The sequence below is a fragment of the Coleofasciculus sp. genome, from assembly GCF_046565525.1.
Classification (GTDB): Bacteria; Cyanobacteriota; Cyanobacteriia; order Cyanobacteriales; family Coleofasciculaceae; genus Coleofasciculus.
The window spans coordinates 1-25,698 of the sequence record NZ_JBKHUP010000015.1; the positions used below are offsets into that span (position 1 = coordinate 1).

General features: G+C 44.8%; 18 protein-coding genes. 14 read left to right on the forward strand and 4 right to left on the reverse strand.

Going from position 1 to position 25,698, the window contains the following annotated elements; genetic code table 11:
* The coding region (locus ACLGGO_RS07555; protein ID WP_446418837.1) for a 3'-5' exonuclease at positions 1-581 on the forward strand (581 nt) is incomplete at its 5' end.
* Between the two features lie 342 nt (positions 582-923).
* On the forward strand, positions 924-1,514 hold the full coding sequence (locus tag ACLGGO_RS07560) for a hypothetical protein (RefSeq protein ID WP_446418838.1): 591 nt from the start codon (positions 924-926) through the stop codon (positions 1,512-1,514).
* Positions 1,515-1,516: 2 nt separating this feature from the next.
* Here ACLGGO_RS07560 and ACLGGO_RS07565 read toward each other — a convergent pair whose 3' ends face one another.
* The 3 genes from ACLGGO_RS07565 to ACLGGO_RS07575 form a co-directional block, all read right to left on the reverse strand.
* Positions 1,517-1,861: a Dethiobiotin synthetase gene (locus ACLGGO_RS07565; protein WP_446338153.1), complete on the reverse strand. Its 345-nt coding sequence runs from the start codon at positions 1,859-1,861 to the stop codon at positions 1,517-1,519.
* Between the two features lie 80 nt (positions 1,862-1,941).
* Positions 1,942-2,193, reverse strand: coding sequence for a hypothetical protein (locus tag ACLGGO_RS07570; RefSeq protein WP_446338152.1), 252 nt, complete (start codon positions 2,191-2,193; stop codon positions 1,942-1,944).
* 497 nt (positions 2,194-2,690) lie between these two features.
* Positions 2,691-4,127 carry a carotenoid oxygenase family protein gene (locus ACLGGO_RS07575; protein ID WP_446418839.1) on the reverse strand — a complete coding sequence of 479 codons (1,437 nt, stop codon included), beginning with the start codon at positions 4,125-4,127 and terminating at the stop codon, positions 2,691-2,693.
* A gap of 472 nt (positions 4,128-4,599) precedes the next feature.
* Between ACLGGO_RS07575 and ACLGGO_RS07580 the strand changes: the two genes are divergently transcribed.
* The 8 genes from ACLGGO_RS07580 to ACLGGO_RS07615 all read left to right on the forward strand — a co-directional run bounded on the left by ACLGGO_RS07580 (position 4,600) and on the right by ACLGGO_RS07615 (position 18,774).
* Positions 4,600-5,079: an NADAR family protein gene (locus tag ACLGGO_RS07580; protein ID WP_446338150.1), complete on the forward strand. Its 480-nt coding sequence runs from the start codon at positions 4,600-4,602 to the stop codon at positions 5,077-5,079.
* Between the two features lie 152 nt (positions 5,080-5,231).
* The gene (locus tag ACLGGO_RS07585; RefSeq protein WP_446418840.1) at positions 5,232-8,090 is read left to right on the forward strand and encodes a GAF domain-containing protein; all 2,859 of its coding nucleotides are present in this window, start codon (positions 5,232-5,234) and stop codon (positions 8,088-8,090) included.
* Between the two features lie 151 nt (positions 8,091-8,241).
* A complete protein-coding gene (gene mutS / locus ACLGGO_RS07590; protein WP_446418841.1) occupies positions 8,242-10,962 on the forward strand; it encodes a DNA mismatch repair protein MutS in 2,721 nt (906 codons plus the stop codon).
* 292 nt (positions 10,963-11,254) lie between these two features.
* Positions 11,255-11,884, forward strand: coding sequence for a hypothetical protein (locus ACLGGO_RS07595; protein WP_446338147.1), 630 nt, complete (start codon positions 11,255-11,257; stop codon positions 11,882-11,884).
* Between the two features lie 62 nt (positions 11,885-11,946).
* The gene (locus tag ACLGGO_RS07600; protein WP_446418842.1) at positions 11,947-13,605 is read left to right on the forward strand and encodes a DUF3160 domain-containing protein; all 1,659 of its coding nucleotides are present in this window, start codon (positions 11,947-11,949) and stop codon (positions 13,603-13,605) included.
* A 584-nt stretch (positions 13,606-14,189) separates the two neighbouring features.
* Positions 14,190-16,757 (forward strand): GTPase, encoded by a 2,568-nt coding sequence (locus ACLGGO_RS07605; protein ID WP_446418843.1) that lies wholly within the window; start codon positions 14,190-14,192, stop codon positions 16,755-16,757.
* A gap of 173 nt (positions 16,758-16,930) precedes the next feature.
* Positions 16,931-18,604 carry a GTPase gene (locus tag ACLGGO_RS07610; protein WP_446418844.1) on the forward strand — a complete coding sequence of 558 codons (1,674 nt, stop codon included), beginning with the start codon at positions 16,931-16,933 and terminating at the stop codon, positions 18,602-18,604.
* Positions 18,605-18,618: 14 nt separating this feature from the next.
* On the forward strand, positions 18,619-18,774 hold the full coding sequence (locus tag ACLGGO_RS07615) for a hypothetical protein (protein ID WP_446418845.1): 156 nt from the start codon (positions 18,619-18,621) through the stop codon (positions 18,772-18,774).
* A gap of 470 nt (positions 18,775-19,244) precedes the next feature.
* Here ACLGGO_RS07615 and ACLGGO_RS07620 read toward each other — a convergent pair whose 3' ends face one another.
* Complete coding sequence (locus ACLGGO_RS07620; RefSeq protein ID WP_446418846.1) at positions 19,245-21,398, reverse strand: peptidase domain-containing ABC transporter; 2,154 nt, start codon at positions 21,396-21,398, stop codon at positions 19,245-19,247.
* Between the two features lie 373 nt (positions 21,399-21,771).
* Between ACLGGO_RS07620 and ACLGGO_RS07625 the strand changes: the two genes are divergently transcribed.
* The 4 genes from ACLGGO_RS07625 to ACLGGO_RS07640 all read left to right on the forward strand — a co-directional run bounded on the left by ACLGGO_RS07625 (position 21,772) and on the right by ACLGGO_RS07640 (position 25,665).
* On the forward strand, positions 21,772-21,975 hold the full coding sequence (locus ACLGGO_RS07625; RefSeq protein WP_446418847.1) for a hypothetical protein: 204 nt from the start codon (positions 21,772-21,774) through the stop codon (positions 21,973-21,975).
* Between the two features lie 159 nt (positions 21,976-22,134).
* Positions 22,135-23,142, forward strand: a complete 1,008-nt coding sequence (locus tag ACLGGO_RS07630) for a radical SAM protein (RefSeq protein WP_446418848.1) — start codon at positions 22,135-22,137, stop codon at positions 23,140-23,142.
* A gap of 183 nt (positions 23,143-23,325) precedes the next feature.
* Entirely contained in the window at positions 23,326-23,931 is a 606-nt protein-coding gene (locus ACLGGO_RS07635) for a hypothetical protein (RefSeq protein WP_446418849.1), read from the forward strand.
* A gap of 237 nt (positions 23,932-24,168) precedes the next feature.
* A complete protein-coding gene (locus ACLGGO_RS07640; protein WP_446418850.1) occupies positions 24,169-25,665 on the forward strand; it encodes an HlyD family efflux transporter periplasmic adaptor subunit in 1,497 nt (498 codons plus the stop codon).
* The last annotated feature ends 33 nt before the right edge of the window (positions 25,666-25,698 follow it).

A 25,698-nucleotide genomic window follows, 5' to 3' on the forward strand; every position in this document is an offset into this window, starting at 1 on the left:
GTCCCTTTCAAAGTTATTTGGTCACGGCGAGCGCCCCCAGGCTGATTAATAAGCTAAACACAGACCTGAATCCTTACGATGAAAGCAGAAGAAAAATAATTATTAGCTCTTTATTGAATTTACTAGAAATATTTATTAAACGTATAATAACTGAATATAATTTTCTAGGATTGGAGGACAAAATAGTTTTTATAAAAGATACTTTTGAAAATAATGCTCTCAAACAAAATATGGAATACATCGATAAAAACGTAATTGTATCTACTATTCATGGAGCTAAGGGACTTGAATGGGATTATGTAATCATGCCAGATATGGAACAATATTCTAATCCAAACTGGTATGGATTGTGTGGTGAGTGTCAATACAGGAGTGATTGTAATATTAGAATAAGTTCTGAAAATGAAACAAACTTTCTAGAAGAACTTAGTGTGTTTTATGTGGGAGTAACGAGAGCAAGAAAGCAAGTTTTCTTTTCAGCGAGTCAGACTCGGATAAACAATAAGGGAGAGGAGAAGAAGGCAAATACTAGCTGTCTTTTAAAACTCCCTGGAATTCAATTATACAAAGCCCACTGGTGAAAATTTTTCCGCAAGTTAACCTTCAATAAAGGCTTCTCAACCTCACTACCACATATCATTCTGGTTCGTTCACTGAACCGCAAACTCTGTATAATGGCGAAATCCTTGCCGTAGTGCGAGCATCTTGCTCGCTACCCATTGCCAATTTAAATGCATGACAGCTTATAGCCTTACCAAGGCAGGTTAGGACATTCTGTACTGTTGCCTGTTGCCTAATCTCCACCGTTAGCTTTAATAAAAGTCCGACTACTTACTGAGTTACCCAAATGAGCGAACGGTGAGATGTTCAGCTAACTGCCATAATTGTTTATAAGGGAAAAGAAAACTTGAAGGAGGCTGGCGATGAAAAAAAGTAAACTGGGGTCATTTCTATTCCTTGGCATGATCTTGGGATTGATAGCCAATCCCGCTCAGGCGTTACCCGGTCAAACGGTGGAAACAGTTGCGGCTTGGATTGCGGCTCATCCTACTTTAGAACCAGGTATTGGAGATGGATTAGTCGTAACCAAGCATAATACCGCCGCTCAACGATTTAAATTTGAAGCCTCGGTGCTTCCTCCAGGTCAAATCACCTTTCCCACGAATCGCCGTATCATTCAAAGTGAGCAAATTTCCTTCTATGACATGATTAATGGGGTGACTCCAGAACGACTCACGGAGTCAATGCGAGTGATTTATGGTCCAGCGATCTATCAAGATTACCAGAGAGCTAAACTGGTATACGCCTATCCCACACCAGAAACCATCGATTTAGCTCGGCGACAGAATCGACCGATGCTGGTAGCACGACAAGGCGAGCTTTTATTAGGTGATCGCTTTGCCTATTGGTTAGAAGTGACTCAAACTGAGAATGGCAAGCCAATTAATGGGCGGATAACGGTTTTTTTGCCAGAAGATTTAGATAAACTTGAAGTTGAGTTGCGAAATCGCTAGTCTTATGTTATTTGCCAAACACCTGAAAAAATACTCTCAACAGCACGAGCAATACGCTTGAGATCTTCATTGAGCAGGGGGGGCCAATTCACCCTAGCCTGACGCCCTGCTTCAAACTGTTCTCGGCTCTCATAAGCCAACAAATATAGGGAGTAAACGAGTTCTCGATCTAGAGTCGATGCATCTCGCAAACCCTCAAATATCATTTTCAGCGCTAATAAAATATTGGTAACCTGACCTGGAACGGGTGGTTTTCGGTACTTTAGACGAACCAAAAAGGCATCTGTATTTGGGTCAGATGCTGTTGTCTGATTAATAATAAAGCTACGAGCTGTTTTATAATCCATTGGATGTTAATCGACGAGTTTTAGCCGATCATCTTGTGGGGCTTGTGATATCGCTACAAGTAACCCTAAGCCGCACAAGATTAATCAACAATAGTATAAACGTTTACAGCTTTATTTCTCTTGCCTACCCTAAATGATGAGGAGTGCATCCTGTTTTGGGTAAATTCATAACTTTTACTTAGTGCTTTTATTATTATTGTCAATAGGTTTAACAGTTTAATTCCATAGAGATAAATTAACCTATTTAAAATCACATTTACATCAAAAATATTTGAATTATATCCTCTACCTCCGTGCTGTTTCTGAGCAACCCCATTTGCCGCAAACTTCATAGAATTTATTATCCCTTTCAATTTTATGCGGATTTGGTGTTGAACTGTCTGAAGCAAGTATTACATGACTTACGAACTTAAAATCCTTCTTGTAGAGATTAACCTTTAAATCTCCTCAAAGGAGTCACAGCGTAAGTCTTGATGTACAAGCGATGACAAAGATATCTACAATGCACATTTATAGCTGGATTTTGTTCGCTAGTCTGTCAATCACTGAACCTGGAAAACTTGAACCCTCTTTTCTGGTAGATCAGCAGAGGTTTGCGCTAGGTTCAACAGATGAAAGTCCACCCCCTGGTTGTAATCGGATTGACCCTCCTGACTGTCAACCTCGATAGTAAACAGCTTTTAGACCAAATTCAGATTACTAGATTGAATGCCAATTATCACATACTTAGTGGCAACCCGGTTTTTGCAGTCGGGTTATTTATTTTTAAGGGCATAAGACAAAGGACAAATGAGGAATTTAATCACTCCACTTTAATTTCACGGACGTCTTAACGAACAGATTTCCATTTGCCATGAAAACTTAAAGGAATGACCTGCGGTAATTGCAGCCGACAGGTAGGTTCTTGATCAAGAGCCTCGCTGTCATAGATCCAAACTTCACTTTGGTCAGAATCCCCATTATAAACTACGGTTAACACCCATCCCTGTTCTGGATTAAGCGCGTCAGGTGCATGGATTGGTTCTGAGGGATAGCGATTCTTGCCGAGATCGGCTTCGATGAGGGTTTGTGTGTGACAATCAAACCGTGCGATCGCACCATAAATTTCGCAACGTCTATCTACGTCTTGGCGATGCAGCGCCAGATAAATAGAGCGGGAGGCTTGACCCACTTGAGCATCTGGGACAATTGGAAACTCGACGTATCGATCCAACAGTTCCCGTTGGGCGATAATTGTCCCGGTTTGGGGATTGATCTCAACTTGCCATAATGTCTCGTTAGTAACCGTCTGAATCTCACCTGTGGCGATTTCTTTGAGACGTTGGTTTGTGTCAAAATTCTCATACCGAATAAACTCGACCACGATAGAACCCTGCTGATTCACATAGCCATTGACAAAATGCCACTGATACCACGGATCAGCTTCGCTACGTGCGACTAATGAGAGCGTTTCTCGGTCAACAACTAAAATTTGAGTTCCCAATTGGGGACGCCACTCCATCGCCTCGCTAAAGCTACTCAACCCCAATGCGGCGGGTAGGGGATTAACCCGCACAGGTGGCACGAAAAATACCAGATAAGATCCGGCTAGGACAAAATCATGAATCAGGGGTATTCCTGGGAGTGGAACCGTTGCTTTTTGAACTATTTTGCCGCTTGAGTCGCTTTTGTAGAGATTTAAGCGACAATTGAGTCCGATGCTGATGCCAAAGTTAAAAATCTCACCCGTTTTTGGATCACGCTTGGGATGGGCTGAAAAGGGTGAACCCTCGGGTAAACTCTCTAAGCGATCGCATCCCCAGGTTTCTAAGGTTTGCAGGTCGAGTGCATAGGGATTACCGCCTTCCCAGAGGGCTAACAATTTATCGGATAAGGGTAATACAGAAGTATTTGCTCTGTTTTTTACGGGTTTACCCCAACGTTCCCAAATCCGCCCCGATGCTTTGGTTCCATAGTTGGGGTACAGTAATTTCCCCGATTCTGCTTCTGCTTGATAGGCTGTCGTTTGCACGTAGCGATAGACCCCAGTGGCTGTAGCCTCCGTGAAATGAACCGCTAAAATAGCGCCATCCCCATCAAACCAATGTCCCATCCTTTGACCTCCCCGTTCTAAGCGGGCGGGCCCATTGCGATACAGAGAGCCTTGTAACCCTTGGGGGATTCTGCCAGAGAGAATCGGTAAGGGAGTTAAGGGAAATTCAGTGGCAGGTTGAGCGATCGCGTTTGCCCAAGCTTTACGGGTTGATGGTGGGGTAGCTGTTTGCATGTTTCCCGATTCAGGGTGACTGTTTTTTCTATATTAGTTAATTTTTGTAACAAAATGTGAGCTGGTTTTTTATCCATTTTTCCCTGAAAACCTTTTCTTCATTAGTTCCCAGCAATCTCTCTTTGCTTATTTAAATAAAATAGGGGGTGACACCCCTCATCCCTAAAGTGCTATAGTTTGATATGTAGATGCACCCTGATAATCAAGAGAGTCGCGCAAGTGACTCTTTTTTTTTGTTCTGTCCATCTTCTCAGAGTCTTCCTCTATCTCCCTCATCGTAAACGCCTCGCGATCGCTACTATAAGATTTAGGTATCAATCAGCCGTCGGTTGACCAATAAAAAGGACTAGATTAACTAACCCTTAAATCTGGGGAGGGCTTGACGGAACCTCGTTTCCGACGCCGCACCCTAGGACATGACTCGTCTGTTGACGAGGCTTTTTACACAGCGAAATAGTTTGATAGTTTTGCCATGACAATTTATTTTTATAAGGTTGATGAACCCTATGGTTGCTTTTCCAACTTCTCGCCACACCCAATTGAGATCGATGGCTGGTGTTGGCAAACCGTTGAGCATTACTATCAGGCGCACAAGTTCGTCGGAACGACAGACGAAGCCTTAATCTGGACGATCAAAAATGCGGCAACGCCAATGGAAGCTGCCATCCTAGGACGCGATCGCACCCGCCAACGGCGTCTTGACTGGGAACAGGTGAAACGCCAGATCATGTGGCAAGGGGTTTTGACCAAATTCCTCACCCATCCTGATATTCAACAAATCCTGCTGAACACCGGAGAAGAAGTGATTGTTGAAGATTCTCCCACGGATTACTACTGGGGTTGCGGTCAGGAGCAAACGGGTCAGAATCATCTGGGGAAAACGCTGATGAATGTCCGTCAACAAATCCGACAGCGCTTGGCACAAACCAACTATAAACTCCTAGATCGCTAAATCTGAGTTAGACACAGGCATACTTGAAATCCTTACACTGTTAAGTATATTCACATAGATTTGTGAAGTCGGTGCATCGAGCCAAATATCTGATTCGTAACTTGGATCGCCCTCTAAACCGGAATCAGAGAGTGTTTCATAGGAGTAGGACAGTGTTACAACCAGAACTCGATCAAGAAGACTTGTTGCGCCGGATCACGAATCGGATTCGCCAATCCTTGGAATTACAAGAGATTTTAAATGCCACGGTGGCAGAAGTGCGATCATTATTAAGAACCGATCGCGTCATGGTTTACCGCTTTAATGAGTCGGGTGGTGGACAGGTGATTGCTGAATCGGTAGACACCAATCGCCTTCCTTGTCTCAACGGATTAAACTTCCCCGCTGATGACATTCCAGAACAAGCCCGTAAATTGTACCTCACACAGCGCTTGCGTTCCATTGTGGATCTTTCAGCCGGACTGATTGGTTTATCACCGTTAGAACCTACAGAAACCGATGATCACTCAACCCCTCAGCCGATCCACTATCGTCCTGTAGACGCTTGTCATGTAAAGTACTTGCAAGCAATGGGCATCCAGTCTTCAATGGTCTTACCCATTGTCCACTATGATATCCAGGCTCAGCAGGCACAGAAACGACTCTGGGGGCTTTTAGTCTCTCATCATGTCAAACCACGCAGCATTAGCCAACGGGAATTGCAAATTGTCCAATCAGTGGTGGATCAAGTGTCCATTGCCATTGCCCAGTCTAATCTTTTATCCCAGACACGTCAGCAGCATCGAATCGAAGCGACAATTAATCGTGTCTCTACCCTGCTACATTCGTTACCCACGATTCAACTACAAGCCGCATTAAAAGAAACAGTTAACGCTCTTGGGAGTTCGGGAGGTAGGCTATATATTGCCCCAGACAGAGTCAATCCTAGGGCAGAGTGCCTCATTTGTGGAACTCAACCTGCATTTGGAGATGGAGACAGCCAGACGACGCTTGAAGAGCATCCTGTGTTTGTTCAATGGGTAACAGGGGATAAAACCGTTGACACCCACAATGGTTTATCCGAATCTAATTCGGCTCATGTTGGTTGTCAGCCTCTAATTGTCAACGATTTGTATCAAGTCTCCGACTTGGCGAGTCTTGCTCCAGCCTTTCAGGGGACTTCAATTCGAGGTTGGTTAGTGGTACCTTTGTATTATCGCTCCTCATTCCTGGGTAGCTTGAGTATTTTTCGCAGCCAAGTCGCTCAAGAAATCCTCTGGGCTGGAAAATTTAACCCGAATGAAAAACAACACTGTCCCCGTCAATCCTTTGAACAGTGGCGAGAGGTGAAACGGCATCAAGCTCAACCTTGGACGAATTACGACATTGAACTAGCGCTCGCACTCGGTCATCATTTTGCTATGGCGATCGAGCAATATAAACTTTATGCTCAGGTACAAGCCCTGAATAGTAACTTAGAATGCCAAGTGGCTGAACGCACCGCCAAGCTACAGCAATCTCTAGAGCAAGGGCGGGCGCTGCAACGGGTTACCAACCAAATTCGCGGTACTCTGGATCTGAAAACGACTCTGCAAACGATTGTACGGGAAGTTCGCCAACTGTTGGATACTGACCGAGTGATGATTTATCGGTTCACCGATGATTCCCATGGTCAAGTGATTGTGGAATCGATTACAGGGGAGTGGTTATCACTTTTAAACATTGACGATCCGCAGCAGTATTTCTCGAAAGCCCAGATTCAATTTTACCAGCTCGGCAAATTAGGAGTAATTCAGGATGTCACTCAAGCCCGATTAACTCCGGATCAGCGAGAGTTTTTACAGCGTTGTCAAGTGCAAGCCGCTTTAATTGTTCCCATTGGTGTCGGGAATCCTCAAGCTAATGAGATACCTATTATGCCGGATAGTTTCCCATGTCCACGATGGGAACAACCCCTCTGGGGACTTCTGATTGCTCAGGAATGTAAAGCTAGGCGAGACTGGCTCCCTTCAGAGATTAAACTCCTGAGAAAGCTAGCCGATCAAGCGGCTGTGGCGATTCAGCAAGCGGAATTATTTACCCATACTCAAGCGCAAGCGCAACAATTGGCAAGTGCTTTCCACCATCTCAAGCAAACTCAAGCACAACTGATTCAGACGGAAAAAATGTCGAGTCTTGGACAGTTGATTGCAGGGGTGGCTCACGAAATTAATAATCCGGTGAATTTTATTTATGGTAACCTGGTTTATACCAGTCAGTATGCTCAGGATTTACTGACTATTATTCATTCATATCAGAAATACCATCCTCATCCGGAGCGAGAGATTATTGAGTTGCTAGATCTGATTGACTTGGAGTTTCTGGAAGAAGATTTACCCAAGCTGTTAGAATCCATGAAATTGGGTTCTGAGCGGATTCGCAAGCTCGTTTTGTCGTTGCGAAATTTTTCTCGCCTTGACCAAGCTGAGAAAAAGTTAGTGGATATTCATGAAGGGGTAGATAGTACGCTACTGATTTTGCAATATCGCCTGAAAGGAAAACATAATTATCCGGAAATTCAGGTGATCAAAAATTATGGGAAGTTGCCCTTGGTTGAATGTTATCCGAGCCAACTGAACCAGGTTTTTATGAATGTTTTGAGCAACGCGATCGATGCTTTAGAAGAATGCGAGCCAGATAAACAAACGATTACAATTTCCACAAGTGTTCAGTCTCCGAATGTTGAAAAAAATGATAACCTGAACAATAGCACGGTAAAATTAGAGGACGATCACTGCTCATCTCCAAATCATGTCGTGATTCAAATTGCCGACAGTGGTGCGGGAATTAGCCCAGAACTCCAATCGCAAATTTTCGATCCCTTTTTTACGACCAAGCCGATTGGCAAAGGGACAGGTTTGGGTCTTTCGATTAGTTATCAAATTATCGTGGAAAAACATGGAGGAATTTTTAAATACAGTTCTCAGCCAGGAGAAGGCACTGAATTTTGGATTGAAATTCCCATTTGCCAACCTCAGACTCTAGAGGAATAAATAAGCTGTGTTGTTAAGTTGGGTTTGCGTCTATTCAGTCAATTTTCCGGTCTTTGTGCTGCTGAATACCCAATCCTCACAAATTTTTAAGACCAATTTTACCCAGATTGCGGTAAAGTCATGATTGTTGTCGGCATATCAAAGACTGTTCATGAGCGGACATCCCAACGCATCTACTCCCGAATCCAACGGTGCTACTCCCATTCGCGCTACCGATAAGGCGAAGCTAGTGGCGTCTGAGAATGCGGATCATCGGACGGTAGACCGCCAACAGCTAACGCCGATGATGCAGCATTTTGCTGAACTCAAAGACCAGTATCCGAATGCGGTACTGCTGTATCGAGTTGGCGACTTCTATGAAACCTTCTTCCAAGATGCGCGACGGATAGCCGAAGAATTGGAATTAGTCCTCACCAGTAAGGAGGCGGGGAAGGGTGTGGGACGAGTTCCCATGACTGGTGTACCCCATCACTCCATTGAACGCCACGCCACTCAGTTAGTGGAAAAAGGTTATGCCATTGTTATTTGTGATCAGGTAGAAGATGCGTCAGTCGCCGCCAAAGAAGGGCGTCAGGTTAAACGAGAAGTAACTCGTATTCTCACCCCTGGTACATTAACCGAAGCGGGGATGCTAACTGCTAAACGCAATAACTTCCTGGCGGCGGTGGTGATGGCGGGGAATCATTGGGGATTAGCGTATGCTGATATTTCGACGGGGGAATTTTTCACTACCCAAGCCACAGATTTAGAGCTACTGGTACAGGAACTATTGCGCTTGCACCCTTCAGAAGTCCTAATTCCCACCAACGCCCCGGATTTGGGCAGTATGCTGCGCCCAGGGGAAAAATCGGAGTCTTTACCCGATTGGTTACCGAACTCCTTTTGCTACACCCTGCGTTCCCAAACCCCCTTCAGTCCCTCAGAAGCAAGACAACGACTCTTGGAACGATTTAAAGTGCGATCGCTAGAAGGGATGGGTTGTGAACATCTGCCTCTGGGAGTGCGGGCGGCGGGAGGATTGCTGGAATATTTAGAAGAAACTCAAAAAGAAAATTATGTCGCCCTGCAACATTTACGCACCTATACCTTAGCGGATTATCTAATATTAGATCACCAAAGCCGCCGCAATTTAGAAATTACAGCAACGGTGCGGGATAATACGTTTCATGGTTCCCTTCTCTGGGCATTAGATCAAACCAGTACCTCCATGGGAGGACGGGCATTACGGCGTTGGTTATTGCAACCGTTATTAGATATTAAAGGAATTCGGGCGCGACAGGATACGATTCAGGAGTTGGTGGAAAATACCGGACTGCGGGGAGATTTACGCCAGTTATTACGGGGAATTTATGATTTAGACCGGTTAACGGGACGAGCAAGTTCAGGAACAGCAAATGCACGGGACTTGGTGGCGTTAGCGGATTCCCTCTTAAAATTACCGGACTTGGCAGAACTCGCGGCTTATGGGGGTTCCCCTTATGTAAGGGCATTACAAAAAGTTCCCCCAGAATTAGAACAGTTGGGACAAACGATTTGCGCCCATCTGGTGGAATCGCCGCCGTTACAGATAAAGGAAGGCAATTTGATTCGTTCCGGGGTGAATGACCAACTGGATGAGATGCGTCGCATGGCGGAGGAGGATCAGCAGTGGATTGCTAACCTAGAAGTCACCGAACGCGATCGCACGGGCATTGCTAATCTAAAAGTAGGATATAACAAAACCTTCGGCTATTACATCAGTATCTCTCGCTCTAAAGCCGACCAAGTTCCCCAGGAGTATATCCGCAAGCAAACCCTCACCAACGAAGAACGCTACATTACCCCCGACTTAAAAGAACGAGAAACTCGGATTCTCACCGCACGGGATGATTTAAACCGCTTGGAATACGAGATTTTTGTCGGATTACGCACCCAAGTGGGAAACTATGCCCAGTTAATTCGCAACCTATCTCGTGCAGTAGCGGCGATTGATGTCCTGTCTGGTTTAGCTGAGGTGGCTGTACGTCAGGGATATTGCCGTCCCACAATGGTAGAGGGGCGAGAGATTAGGATTATCGATGGACGCCATCCTGTGGTAGAAAAGTCTCTCCCAACGGGGTTTTTTGTGCCTAATTCAGCCTATTTGGGATGGGAAGAGTCTACGTCATCTGCTGAAGAAAAGACGGAGACAGGAAATCATCAACATCCCGATTTAATTATCCTCACAGGACCCAATGCCAGTGGCAAAAGTTGCTATTTACGCCAAGTGGGATTAATTCAAATTATGGCGCAGACGGGGAGTTTTGTCCCGGCGACATCGGCGACATTGGGAATCTGCGATCGCATTTTTACTCGTGTGGGGGCGGTTGATGATTTAGCCACGGGTCAATCCACGTTTATGGTGGAGATGAATGAAACGGCGAATATTCTCAATCATGCCACCAATAAGTCTCTGGTTCTATTAGATGAAATTGGCAGAGGAACAGCCACATTTGATGGGTTATCCATTGCTTGGGCTGTGGCAGAATATCTATCCTTGCAAATTCAGGCACGCACTATTTTCGCTACCCATTACCATGAATTGAACGAACTAGCATCTATTTTAGAGAATGTTGCCAATTATCAGGTAACGGTAAAAGAATTGCCCGATGAAATTATCTTTTTACACCAAGTTCAACCTGGTGGGGCAGATAAGTCTTATGGGATTGAAGCGGGGCGTCTGGCGGGTTTGCCCCCGGCGGTGATTCAACGGGCAAAGCAGGTGATGGGGCAAATTGAAAAGCACAGTAAAATTGCTATGGGATTGCGGAAAGGTATTGGCAAGAAAGCCAAAGATACTGAAACGATTACGCCAGACACATCGGTACAGCAGTTAGATATTTTTGCCGAATGACGTGCGCTTCGCGCAGGGTGTAGGAGCTAGGCTTATAAAAACTCCTACTTTCGATAGAAGGTTATGCCCTTCCCTAGGCAGATGAAACGGTCAATAGAAGCGGTTAAATTGTTAGGTGGACAACGAAAATCAGAGGCAACTCGGTTCTGGCGCGAACAGTATTCGTATACCTTAAGCTGTTACGGATCTATTACGGATCGTAAAATAGTCTTGCCTGATAATTCAACTAAGTAATTAAATTTAGTTTGGGTGGCAAAACTATCGTCCATAGATAATTTTAAAAGAGGTTTTCATGAAAAAAGAACATCAGAGTAAGCTAAAAAATACCGGACTATTAGGAGCGATAGTTGGCGGCATCCTGATTAGTCTGCCAGCAACGATTCTAGAAGCATCAGCCGTACCGATTTCCACGTTAGCTCAAGTTAATCCTTGTCCGGGAATCTACTACGAAGAACCTTACAATAGTACACGCATGGTTCCACCCGGATGTCCGCAGAATGCAGCAGCACAGAGGGGTAGAGGCGGTCAAATGCTTAATAGACAAATGACGCCTACAACGCCTACAAGTGTGTCTCAACCCCCTCTACCTGAAGTACGCAGTGATGCAGTTGCCCGAATTCAACCCACAAATGGTACTGTTGATGTGCGACTGAAAAATAACACCAACGCTGTTGTTTCTTATCAAGCTGTCGGACATACTGATCGTCGATATTTGTCAGGTGGAGAAGAAATTCTCCTGCAAAACTTGCCCACGCCGATTACGATAACCGCCGTTCGTCAGGATGATGGCTTAATTCAGATGATGCCCATGTCTGCTGATGAAACTGGGCAATTGGAGGTTACTTTTGAAGAAAAAACAACCTTAGACAGTAACCAAGGTGTTCTGAGAATTCAAGAAGATGGTCAAGTCTTTGTGAATTAGAGACGTTGACGTTATGGCAATTGTCGTAGAGACGTTCTCCCAGAACGTCTCTCTCTGAGTATTTGCCTCAAATTAGTTGGGATGTGACGACGGCGAAGTTTTGGGATGAATTTAATTTATCACCAGAGGATATTTCTCGGCGGTATCGGGATCAGATAATTCCCATTCAACCTCGTGATGACTTTCGCCTGAATGCGGAAGAATTAGCGATTTTTCAACGTAATGGCTTTGTCGTCAGTGAACGGATGAGCGCTCCTAGCTTTGCCGCTATATTTTATAACATTTATAGTCGGGATTTGCCTGTGTTTGTCTCTAGTGATGCGTTACTTCATGCATGGCATCGGTCTTATGATGCTATGTTGGAGGAATTAGAAGCCGAGTATTTGGCGCGATCGCTGGATGAAATCTTAGCGGGTATGGCGCAGAGGCTGCCTCAATTACGGCAGGAATATGGTACGGGTGTATTAGAGGAGAGTATCCTTGATGCCGATTATTTTATCGCCGTGGCGCGATCGCTACTTTCCGGGAATCGAGTTAGAGCCTATTTTAACCAGAATAGTCGCGTCGCTGAAACCCTTGATGCCATTGAATCTGGACAGCTTCAAGAGTTTAACTTATTTGGACGCGATCGCAGCGTTGATTTTTCCCAGTTTAAACCCCGTGGGCTTTATGATGACATTCTCTGGGATGGAAAGAAAGTACCACGTCGTATTCCCAGTAGTTTAGATGTGGCGTTTGCCGCGTTAGGTAATAATCAGATTGTCCCCGAATTAGTGGATCGGATGACGAATAGAGGAGGGCGTCAATTTAGAGATGGACTCAATTATCAACATCACTTAGCTGCTGTCAAAACCGTTGTGGATCAGCAAAATCCTGCCATCTGGGAACAAAACATCTACCTAAATTGGTTAGCCACATTACGGGAACTTTCAACACCAACCACCGAAGCGAAATACCCCGAAGCAATGCGGACAAAAGCCTGGGCAATGAAAACCCTAAATACCCAATTAGCCTCTTGGACGCAGTTACGCCACGACACGATTTTATATGCCAAACAATCCTACACCGGTGGAACTCGTTGCTTTTACCCCGCCGGATTTGTTGAACCCAGACCAGAATTTTGGGAACGGTTTGAGAGGATGGTACAGTTAGCCGCCAAACAGATTAAACAAACCAGTTTTCCCGGTTCATCTCGCCAGATTCAGGAACAACAAGTCGAATTTTTAGAGAACTTTGCGGAAAAATTAGCCATCCTGAAAGGCATTGCCACCAAGGAATTGGCACAGCAGGAACTTAGCCAAGCTGAGACTCAATTCCTCAGAAATATTGTGGAAATCGATGGCGGTTCAGGAGGTCCTTATTACAGTGGTTGGTATCCGTCTTTGTTCTACGAAGAACCCAAGGATTCTAATAGTTGGGATGCCATTGTTGCCGATGTACATACGGATGTTCCCGATCCCGTTTTTGGTGATCCGGGGGCGGTACTGCACCAAGGAGTAGGGAATGTAGATTTGCTGATGATTGCGGTGGATAATGGTGAAGACAAAATGGTGTATGCTGGACCCGTGTTAAGCTATTATGAATTTGAAATGCCGGGAGTTGTTCGCAAATCGGATAGTGAATGGCAGAATGATATTAAGGAGGGAAATGTTCCCCCGCGTCCCGAGTGGACGGAGGGTTATCTGGTGCCAGGGAAAGAGGAAAGACAATCTCGGTTTTAACGGGTTTGTAGTAAGGGCTAAAGCCCTAAATTTTGGGGGCGCAAGCCTTGCGCCCCTACCTGCCTTTTGCCATGTCAATAAAACCGACTTAGACAATTTTCATCAATCAAAACGATTACATTTATTGACATAGGATGTGATCGTGTTTAGCGCCCCGACAAAAATCAGTCAACATTAGCCGTGTAGGGGCGACCCGCCTGCATTAATCAAAAACACCAATCTATTCAAGTTAGTCGGGTCGCCCTTTACTCAAGTTAGTCGGGTCGCCCTTTACTCAATTTTGTGGGTTACGGTGGATAGTTAATGTAACGGTTACGTCCCATCATTAACACCAATCTATTCAAGTTAGTCGGGTTGTCCTCCACTACAATTTGGTGGGTTACGGCGGATAGTTCATTTAACGGCTACGTACCATCATTCAGTTCCCGCCTAACCCACCCTACAAAGACTGGTAATTCCATCAAATTAATTGGCTTGGTGTAAGATAACCATTTTCACGTTTAGCCATCTCCCCTCGGTGCGTTTGCAGTCAAAGCATCCGGTTCGCGATCGCTTTCCCTGGGAACTGTATAGGAGAACCTATTGTGCTTTCCTTTATCATGGTATCCCTAACCTCCGGCATTTACCCCCAGGTAACCCTACCCAACACCACTCCCATGGCTAGCGAACCCCTCGACTACCCCTTTCTCCTACTCACCCATCTCGTCTGCGCCGATCGCCAAATTCATCGGGAAGAGTCGAAACTCTTGCATGAATTGGCAGATCAAACTCAGGTGGGAAAACAGACAATCCAAGAAATGGAGAAAATTCTCACCCAAGAGAAAACCCTCCTCCCGGTAGAGGACATCGCCCAGCAAATCCCAGAGGAACAACAACGGGAAGCCATGCAGCAACTCCTGGCGCTGGCTTATGTCGATGGATTCTTTTCCCCTCTCGAACAGCAAATGATTGCACAGGTGGCGCAAATTTGGCGCTGGGATGCGACAGAGGTGGAACAGATGCTAACTCAAGCCCAAACCCTGCAAGCCAATCGGCAAAAAGGCAGGGATTCTCACACCGAGAAACTCTCACTCAGCGCGATTTTACTCATGGGTGCAGAGTCTATCTTATCCCGCACCTTAATCGCCAAACTCGCTACCTTCGCCCCCGAAACTCTGGGACGCCGCATTGTCCAATTGCAACGACAAATCCTCTTAGCTGGACCCGATTACGAAGAAGCGGTACAACGCAATAGTATGATCGCTGGGGAAGATTATCGCTTCGCTGAAACCGCACTCACGGATACTGAATCCACGTTAATCAGCTTAAATCAAACCCTACAACTCACCCTCGAAAACCTCCAGAAAACCATTAAAAAGCAGCCAACGAACCCAACCACGAAAGAACTGATCAATCACTTAAATCAAACCAAAAACACCTTAGCCACCGAGATTGGGCAAGAATTAAACTCTGTACGCGAATCCCTGTGGGCAAAACAACGCGCTCTGCACCATTTTAGTCTTGCCTGTATGGGGAAAACCAAAGTCGGCAAAAGTACCCTCCATGCGATTATTATTGGTGAAGGCTGGGAAGCGATTGGTAGTGGGGGACAGCGCACGACTCGCTTTAATCGAGTGTATGATTGGAAAAATATTCGCATTATCGATACCCCAGGAATTGGCGCACCGGGAGGGAAAAGCGAAGAAGAAATTGTCGCCAGTGTGATTGAGGAATCGGATCTGATTTGTTATGTTGTTACCAATGACAGCATCCAAGAAACTGAGTTCCAATTCTTGCAGCAATTAAAAGCCAAAGCAAAACCCTTAGTTATTCTGCTCAACCTTAAATATAACCTGCGTGATCCGCGTCGCTTAGATTACTTCTTAAAAAATCCCGATAAACTCTTTACCTCAGAGGGAAGTAGTGGGATTGCTGGACATATTGATCGCATCCATCGCTATGCCCAAAACCATTATGCCAACGACTACTTTGATATTATCCCCGTCATGCTGCTAGCGGCGCAAATGGCAAGCGAACCCGAACACCAAGCCAATCGGGAAAAACTGCTCAAAGCTAGTCGCATCCAGGACTTTTTAGACTCCATCCGCGAATCCCTAGTTAAGCATGGCGCAATTCGGCGATCGCAAACGCTTCTAGGTTCCACTGTGGGTGCGATTGAACGCCCCTACCACTGGATGAGTCAGAAAAGTCAAAGCTATCAACAATTGAGTACTACCCTCACCCGTCAACGGGAAACCTTACAGACACAAATTAAAGGAGCGGGGAAGGATCATCTGGAATTTCTCCAGTATCAAATTGCCAGCATTTTTCAAGATATTTTCAACAGTTTACCCGATTTTGCTGAATCCAATTGGAATTTTAGTCAGGAAAGCTTAAGACAAAATTGGGACTATAAACTGCAAGCCCTGCAAATTGATGATCGCCTGCAACACGCCTATCAAACAACGGTGCAAAACTTTAACCGGGATGTAGAAATCGCCTTATCCGAACTGGGAACAGATTTACAATTAATGGCTCAGATGGGTGGGGAGAATCTCCGATTTTTCCCCAGTATTTCTGATCTGTACAGCGATAATGCGGCACAAATTGGCGGTAGTTTCCTGAGACTCTCCCAAACTGTCGTTACTCATTTTAGTCCCCCGGTGAACAAAACAGTGATGATGGGAGCAGTTGTGCTCAATAGCATTTTGGGCGTTTTTACAACTCGCGAACAAAAACGCCATTTTGCCGTTCAACGGTTGTCTAAGTTATTAGTTCCTCAAATTCGCGAGAGTCAGCGCCAGATCACCGAACAAGCGGCTGATAATTTTCGCGGCTATTATCGCCATGTAGTGGGTAACCTTATGCAGTATATTGAGGGACTGATTCAAGAGTTTGAGCTAATATCAAAGCAGTTTCATCAGCCTCAGCAAAAACTCAATGATACGATTAATCGGCTTAATGTCGCCTATGGTAAGCGGATTGTCGATTGGTGTCAAGGAAACTATGAACCCTTAACTGAAGCCGGAATTAACAAAACAATTACCCAAGTAAAACGGGAGTTTGGTAAACAGATTAATATTCAAACCAAATTTCAAGTCCAATCTTATCTAGACAGCCAGGAAATTAATCGAATTTTGCAAGAAGATGTGTCTATGCATCGCCTTCAGTAGATGAGGGAGTTATCAGTTATCAGTTATCAGTTATCAGTTATCAGTTATCGGGAGATAGGGAAAATTGTGTAGGGGCGGGTTTCACTACTATCTTTTTGGTTACACCCAGATGTAACTAAACCCGCCCCGACTGTACATAAGACATAAGACATAAGACAAAGGACAAAGGACGAATGACGAATCAATTTAAATCGGTGGTTGTCGCGTCTAAGTTAACGACAGCCTGTATCAAATTTGACAAATATCTGGCAAAAATAAATCAAACGCCTCTAACTGAAATTCGTCAAAAACTACGCCATGAACTTAATACCTATCGCCATCAAGGAATGCTGAGTGTTGTGGTGGTGGGACAATATGGGGCGGGAAAATCTACCCTCATTTCAGCTTTAACAGGGCGACGGGATATTGCCATTCATTCAGATATCACAATGGATCAGATCACCCATTATAATTGGCAGGGAATAGAACTTATCGATACCCCTGGACTCTTTACAGAACGGCAGGATCATGATGAAATAACTTATGGCGCGATCGCGAAGGCAGATTTGTTGGTTTTCTGTCTTACCTCAATGCTATTTGACGCCATAACGGTGGAAAATTTTAAGCAGTTAGCCTACCATCAAGGCTATCGCTGGAAAATGATGCTGGTGATTAATAAAATGTCTGATGAGGCGGGTGATGATAGTGAAAAAATGGCTAACTATCGTCGCAGTTTGGCGGAAGCCTTACATCCCTATAATCTTGATGAATTTCCGATCTGTTTTATTGATGCAAAAGACTACTGTGAAGGAATCGATGCAGGGGATAAGTTTCTGATAGACGTGAGTCGTTTTTCCACCTTAATGGAGACATTGAATACTTTTGTCGAACAGCGAGGGTATTTGAGCCGATTTGATACACCCATTCGCATCGCCTTAAGCTGTGTGGATGACGCGCAATTCCACATCAGTCGTACCACCCCCCAAGACTCCGTATTCTTAGAAATTCTTACCCGCCTAAATCGAATTCTACACCAAGAACGCCATCGCCTGCGTACCAAGATTCAGGGGATAATTCTGCGTCTATCTGCCGCGATTATTCAAGAAGGGGATATCCTGCAATTAGCCTTGGGTAGCCAACTTAACTTTGAACAATTGACTCAGCGAACGGAACTGAATATCCAAAAGCATTATGAACAAGCGGGACAACAAATAGCTAATACTCTGAAGCAGGCGATGATATCCCTGCACGAGCATGTCGGTACAATCTTGAAAGGAAACCTCGTGAAAATTTTGCTAGAATCCTGGGAAAATATTCAACAGAATACTGAAAATTTAGATAACTCTAAAAAGGCACAACGCATCCAGCATCAACTGTATTGGTTGAAAAATTTTAGGGATACCGTTAAGATGATCTCAGAAAACTCTCCCCAGAATTTAGCCGAGTTTCAAGTCAAACCTTGGCAGACGGTAGAAGCAATGACTCCGATTGTTCATATCTCGCATTTCTTGAGTTCAGCGACAATCCTTTTCTCGGAAAAAGCTGAATCAGATAGTCGGGAATCCACAGCACAGATGGAAAAGCAAATGAACGATATTATCCGTTATATTACAACTCAATTTCAGACAATTGCTAAATATTTAGAAAATCAAATTAATCTTAAACTGTGGGAAGTAGAGCAACAAACCTATCGCCAAATTGAGCAACAAATTAGCGTAAAACGGCAGCAAGAAATAGACGCGATCGCAGGTTCCAACAAAGAGGTGAAACAATTAGCTGAAATTCGCCGTGACTTTGAGCGAATTTTACAGTATATTAGCAAAGAAACTGGAAATTCAGCGGCTGTCTCAGGAACAGATGACAGGTAATACAAAATTCAGTTTTGTTGTTTGATGAAACCGGAGAACTGAGTTTGGAAATTACGCGGGAGGCGGGACAGTTGGTGGCGGATAATAATCCCACAATAGTGAGGGTTAAGCCAGGGGATAAAATTATTATTCGCAAAGCCTCAGAGGTGGGACGATTAGTATCTGATTAAGTTTATAGTTGCGATGTCTTCGCCTCTTCCCAATGAGCGATCGCGTATTTTTACAAAACTTAATGATCCTATTATACCAAATCCGCCTTTATTACCCCCTTTTGCCACGGCGATTGAAATCGCTGCTACACAAACAAAGTCCGCCTACGCGGACTAAGTTATAACGGGGGTAGCTAACCCGGATTTGGTATTACTTATCTACCCGTTAACAATCTTTGATCTGGATAGATTAGTCGAGGAATTTAGAGTAAATTGGGATTGTAGGAATTATCACGGTTTATTGTAGGGGCGAGTCGCTGTTCATAGTAGGCGGTGTTAGAATTAACTTGTCTCGACTCGCCCTTGTCTAAATGTAGGCGGTGTCAGATAATTATCGATACCCGATGCATAGTGACCCGATAAAATAATTATTATTGCTCTATTTTAGGCGTGCCACGTCAGTTTATGGCGAAGACAGCGCAACTACGAACTTAAGGGTTGATGAAGTCTAGATGAGTTCCTTCCAAGCGGCGTAATTCATCGGGAGTTCCCGTTAGTTTGAGTTGTCCATTCTCTAGGAGTACAATCCAATCGGCGCGGTTAATCACGCGAGGGCGATGACTAATCATAATTGTGGTTTTACCTTGGCGATGAAAGAGTAATTTGTCTAGAACTTCTGCTTCGCCTACGGGGTCAAGAGCGCCTGTTGATTCATCTAAAATAAGTATCGGAGGATCAGTGACAATTGCCCTAGCTATGGCTAATCGCTGTCGTTGTCCCCCAGAAATATTCGCACCGAATTCGCCTAAAACCGTTTGATACTTATCGGGAAGTTGATTAATAAATTCATCAGCATTGGCAATTTGACAGGCGGTGACAATTTGCTCAAACGTGGCGTTGGGATAGCTGAAGAGGAAGTTCTCTAAAATGGAACGACTCCAGAAATGGGGTTCTTGGGGAACCAGGATAACCTGCTGTCGTAAACAGTCCAAGGAGAGATCCTGGAGATTATAAATGCCAATGCGAATATTGCCCGATTGCAGTGAATAGAGGCTGGCGATGAGTTTGGCTAAGGTGCTTTTACCACAGCCAGATTTACCGATTAATGCGGTGACTTTACCGCCGGGAATGGTGAGAGAAAAATCCGTGAGTAGGTTCACTCGTCCGGTATGATGAAAGTTAAGATTGGTGCAGATAATATCCGCCGCGTCGGGAATTTTGGCAAAGGGTTTTTTGCTGTCCTCTGGGGTTTCTGGAGTGGCGTCGATGACTTCAGTTAATCGTTCTGTCGCGGTTTTGGCACGGGTGAATTCATCCACAAAGGTAATTGTAGTTTTAATGAAGCTGGTAAAGTTACCATTCATGCTGTTAAATGCCAGCAATTGACCGATGGTTAATTCATCTCCAATGACTAGGCGGCTACCAAACCAGAGTAAGGCAATACTACCGATGCTGGAGACTAATCCAGAGAATACATTATTATAAATGGCAATTTGAATCGTGCGGAATGTAATATTAGCAAGGCGACCAAATCGACTTTGAAATTCCTCCCAGGCTTGGGGGGCGGCGTTGGTAGTTTTTAGGGTGAGTGCGCCTTTAAAGGTTTCGACTAAAACCCCTTGATTTTCGGCATCGGTGACTAAAAGGCGGCGAGTTTTCTGTTGTAGGGTGGGTAGGAAAATGATCGTGGAAAGGGTCATTAAAACCGCAATCACCGCCGCCGCAATCGTGAGTTTCCAGCTATAGAACAGCATGAATCCCAAGGAAACCAGGGCAATAAAAAACTGACTGGGGAGGCTGATAATGGCTTGGGAAACCAGTTGGTTAATTTCACGGATATCGCGGAGACGGCTGACGATTTCGCCACTACGACGGGATTCGTAGTAACTTAAGGGAAGGCGTAGAATTTGCCGTCCGAATTCCAGGACGAGTCCCAATTCTAAGCGTTGAGCAAAGTGGGCAATGAGGTTCGATTGTACGAGTTGTAGGCTGCTTTGCACCAGGTTCATCACCATCACCGCAACGACTACACCCGTTAGCAATTGGGTATCCCCCTGTACCAACACTTCATCGGTGAGAATTTGAATGAAGAAGGGGTAAGCTAGGGAAAGTAAACCGAGAACTAGGTTAATTAATAAGGCTTCACCGAGAATGCCTTGATAGGGTAAGACGCGCTTGAAGAAGCGGATAAAGCCACTGGGTTTATCGCTATCATCCGGTTGGCTAAAAAAGCGACTCTTATCAGGTTGGAGTAAAAGCATTACCCCATTAAACCAACCTTGGGCGAGTTCGGATTTGGACAGATAACGGATACCTACACCGGGATCAGCGATGATGTATTTTTTGCCCCGTTGTCCATATAATACGACCCAGTGATAGCCTTTCCAGTGAATAACGGCGGGTAAGGGGGCTTGATCTAATTTGTCGAGGATTTCCGGGGTGGCTTTAACGGAACGGGCATTAAATCCTAGGGCTTCCGCGCCCCGTTTAAGTCCCAATAAAGTGGTTCCTTGTTGTCCGGTGCCAACGGCTTCTCGGATACGACTAATGGTAAAGGTACGCCCGTGGTGTTTAGTAATAGTGGCTAGACAAGCAGCACCACAGTCTTCTTCGCTGTGTTGGAGAACACTCTGATATTTTTTCACCGCTAAGAAGGCAAAACCTTATTGTATCGTTATTGACTCTTGCCGAGCCAGCATTATTTTCCACAACAATCCTAACCCGATAAATGTTCTTTTGAATTTTTGAATGATTGAACTAGGTATAAATACTTCTGTTTACCCCGATTTCATGGTACGAAAAAACAAGCTTCAAGTTGAAGTGCCGAATGGGGAGCATAAGTCTAGTGGAATCTAGATGAGGCGGCAAAGTTTGCTTAGCAAGAATAGCTATTTAACGACCGACTTAGACAAACGATATATCTATATAGTTATGGCGTACCACGCATCATTTGACGTTTAAAGATTCTAGTGGTAATATATCCAATAAGTAAAATTAATTTTAGTAGGTTAAAGAAAAATGGAAGAATTTAAAGATAAAGAATTGTTTGTAGAACTTACCCCTGAAGAACTAGAAGAGTTGAAAGGGGGATTACTTCCTACTTTCCGGGGTGATCCTCATCCTCAACCAAGTATAACGGGTCCCTTTCTAAGTAAGCTCTTCCCAGGATTCCCATATGGAATTGCTAATCCTGACTTTTTAAGGAAGAATAAATATAGGTAATTTTTGATCCGTAAAAAAGTCGTCTCAAAACAACGTCGCATTTTTCGGTCAGGTGGGGATTGCCTACCTGAAGACTGACTCAGGAAAAAGGCAGTTTTATAGGGAGTGCGCTCCCTAAACATTTTAGTAAATTTTTAGGACTTGGAGTAGCGTGATTTTATGGCACCGACTGGAGAGTGTCAGCGAATTTTACAGATCCACCCAACTCGAAGATGTAATCTACAATGTCTTCATTGCTACTCCTCTTCTAGCCCTCAAGAACAGGAGGAACTGGATGAGGTACTTCTCCAACAGGCAATAGCCGACGCTAGTGCAGAAGGCTATACAGTTGCTAACATTTCAGGTGGAGAACCCCTTTTGTACAAACCACTCGACAAGCTGCTGGAACAGGCTCATCAATGTGGTATGGTAACAACCGTTACCTCAAATGGGATGCTCTTAGATGAGAAACACCTGGAAAAGCTAAGTAACCGGGTGGATTTACTAGCAATTAGTCTTGACGGTGTACCTGCATTCCATAACCGAATGCGCTCTTTAGAACAAGCTTTTGAGATAATGACATCAAGACTTGAAGGGCTTCGACAATCGGGCATTCCTTTCGGATTTATTTTTACTCTAACACGGTACAATCTTCAGGACTTAGACTGGGTAGCCAATTTCGCCATTGAACAAGGAGCGAAATTATTGCAGATTCATCCCCTTGGAGAAGTTGGACGTGCCAAGGAGCGTTTAGCGGGAGTAAGAGCAAACGAGAACCAATCCGCCTATGCCTATCTGCAAGGGATGCGCCTGCAAAAAGCCTTTGGAGATCGTCTGTATGTGCAAGTTGATCTTGCCCACCGAGATGTGTTGCGGGCATATCCTGGTATGGTTTTTGCAGATACGTCTTTACTTGAAAATACGGAGGGCTTATTTGCTGATATTTTGTCGCCACTGATTATTGAGGCTGATGGTACAGTTGTGCCAATTCAACATGGATTTGCTCGCCAATATGCTCTGGGAAATCTACGACAAGCGTCTCTCAGGCAACTGGCTGCTAATTGGCGTCGGGAATGCTATCCTTCCTTTTTAGAACTTTGCCGTCGGGTATTTGATGAGCTAACGGCACCGACTGAGATACCCATCACTGACTGGTATGAAGCAATCACCTCTCGCGCCGAGGAATGAGGGCAAACATTTGGGAAAAGTCGTAAAACTTATCCCAGATCACCGTGACACAAGGAATAATTCATGGGAAATCTCAGTTCGATGTAACTGGAGTGTAACTAAGATGTGGCAGCACCGATAATATACCAGAAGTAACCGTGAGGTAGTCGTTAAACAATCCTAGTCTAGTTATGAACGGCTGCTATGGCATACAGCGATTTTTCATTGAATCAGGTTAAAAAAGCTTTTGGACTAATTGAAAAATCGGTTCAGCTTTTCAGTGATGTCGCCACCTTAGAACCAAGTAATTGGCTACAGGAAACCCTTAGCTACAGCCTTAAATTAGCTCTGTTTTCCTCCAGTGAAAAAGCCCGTTCAGAATTTATTATTGCCCCCATTTTAATTGAGCTAGAACGACGAAATCCGAATAAACTATCCATCTATTCTGGCGAAAAGCTCGATGTAGACGATGAGCAAGGGTTGAAAGGAGAATGTGATTTTATCTTGGCTAAAAGTCCCGTTTCTCTGACGATGCAGGCTCCGATTGTGTCTTTGGTAGAAGCGAAGAAAAGCGATATCAAAGGTGGTTTAGGTCAGTGCATTGCTCAAATGTTGGGAGCGCAACGCTTTAACGAGCTAGAAGATAACTCAATTTCTAGGATTTACGGCTGTGTAACCACGGGGGAAGATTGGCAATTTTTGAAGCTAGAGGGCAATTGTGTTTTCGTGGATAACCCGCGCTATTACATCAATGAACTGGAAAAACTGCTGGGCATTTTCCAATTTATTGTGGATAGTTATGAACTTTGATACTGAAGGAAACGTTGTCAGGGAAGCATGAATAAACCACACTAATCCTCCCTAACCCTAAAAAAAGACCCCTCCCTAACCCTCCCCTTATCAAGGGGAGGGAACTCACTTCAGGGCGATGGAAATCGAATAACTTTGCTTTGCTATCCCCCCTTGGCAAGGGGGGATAAAGGGGGGTTAAGATTAACCTGAATGGGATGGGCTTTGATAATCTAAAATTTTGCTTGCTAATTTATTATGCTCAGTGAATCTAACCCTCAGGTTCTCCGCCCGATTCAAAGCGATGAGTTTCTCCCGCCAATCAGTCGCTGGACAACCCTTGGCGGACTGTTTCTAGTGGGAACCTGTGGAATCGCGGTAGCTCTTGCCGCTTTCACCAAATACAATATTACCGTAAAAGCCCCTGCCACAATTCGTCCAGCGGGTGAATTGCGTCTGGTACAAGCCGCTACCCAAGGAACCGTGAAAAGTATCCAGGTAAAAGAAAACCAACCTGTTAAACAAGGGGATATTATTGCTACCATTGACGACTCCCGCCTCCAAACTCAAAAAAGCCAGCTACAAAGTAATCTGAAACAAAATCAACAACAACTTAGGCAAATCGACGCCCAGATTATTGCCCTCGATAAACAGATTAGCGCCGAACGCGATCGCACCCAACGCACCATCGCTTCCGCCAAAGCTGAACTCAACCACACCCAACGGGATTATCGAGATAGACAAATCACTACCCAAACCTCAGTTCAAGAAGCCGAAGCCAATTTAAACCAAGCCAAAGAAGATTTACAACGACAACAAGCACAGCTAAAATCAGCTCAGGCGAATTTAAAGTCCACCGAAGCCGCCTTAAACGCCGCCAAAGCTAGACGCGATCGCTACAAACCCATTGCTGAATTGGGCGCCCTGTCTGAGGATCAATTCCAGGAAGCCCAACTCTCTGTCACTCAACAAGAACAAGCCCTGGAAGCCCAAAAAGCCACCGTTGAAGCCCAAAAACAAGACATCGAACGATTCGCCTCCGCCGTCGATGCAGCCCAAGCTAGACTAGCAGGGGCATTGGTCCACCTGAACCCCAGTAATGCTACCGTCGCCATAGCCCTAGAGAAAATCGCCCAAGAACGCGCCACAGGCGAAGCCAGTCTATCCCGATTAAACCAAGAACACTCACAACTAATCCAGCGTCAGGTGGAACTCCAGAACCAACTCAACCGAGATAGGAATGAACTCAAACAGGTGGAAACTGAACTCACGGGTACTGTGATTCGTGCTTCAGCTTCTGGGATTATCCAACAACTGAATCTCCGCAACCGAGAACAAGTCGTCAATTCAGGAGAGGCGATCGCACAAATTGCTCCCAGTGAAGCGCCCTTAGTGATTAAAGCCCTAGTACCCTCTCAGGATATCGGTAAAGTAAAAACAGGTCAACGGGTGCAAATGCGCGTCTCTGCCTGTTCCTATCCCGACTACGGTACGCTTCCCGGGACAGTTAGCACCATTTCTCCAGACGCGATCGCACCTCACTCCAATGGTGTTAATACTTCTGTGGGCAGTAATACAAATACAGCGAGTCCTGCTTATGATGTGACAATTGAACCCGAACGTTTCCAGTTGAATTCTACTGGGCAAAATTGTCCGATTCAATCGGGTATGGAAGGGAGAGCCGATATTATTACCACAGAAGAAACGGTTTTGACCTTCATTCTCACAAAAGCGAGATTACTGACTGATTTATAAGCACCACATCAAGTGAGAAATGTTAAAGTCGCA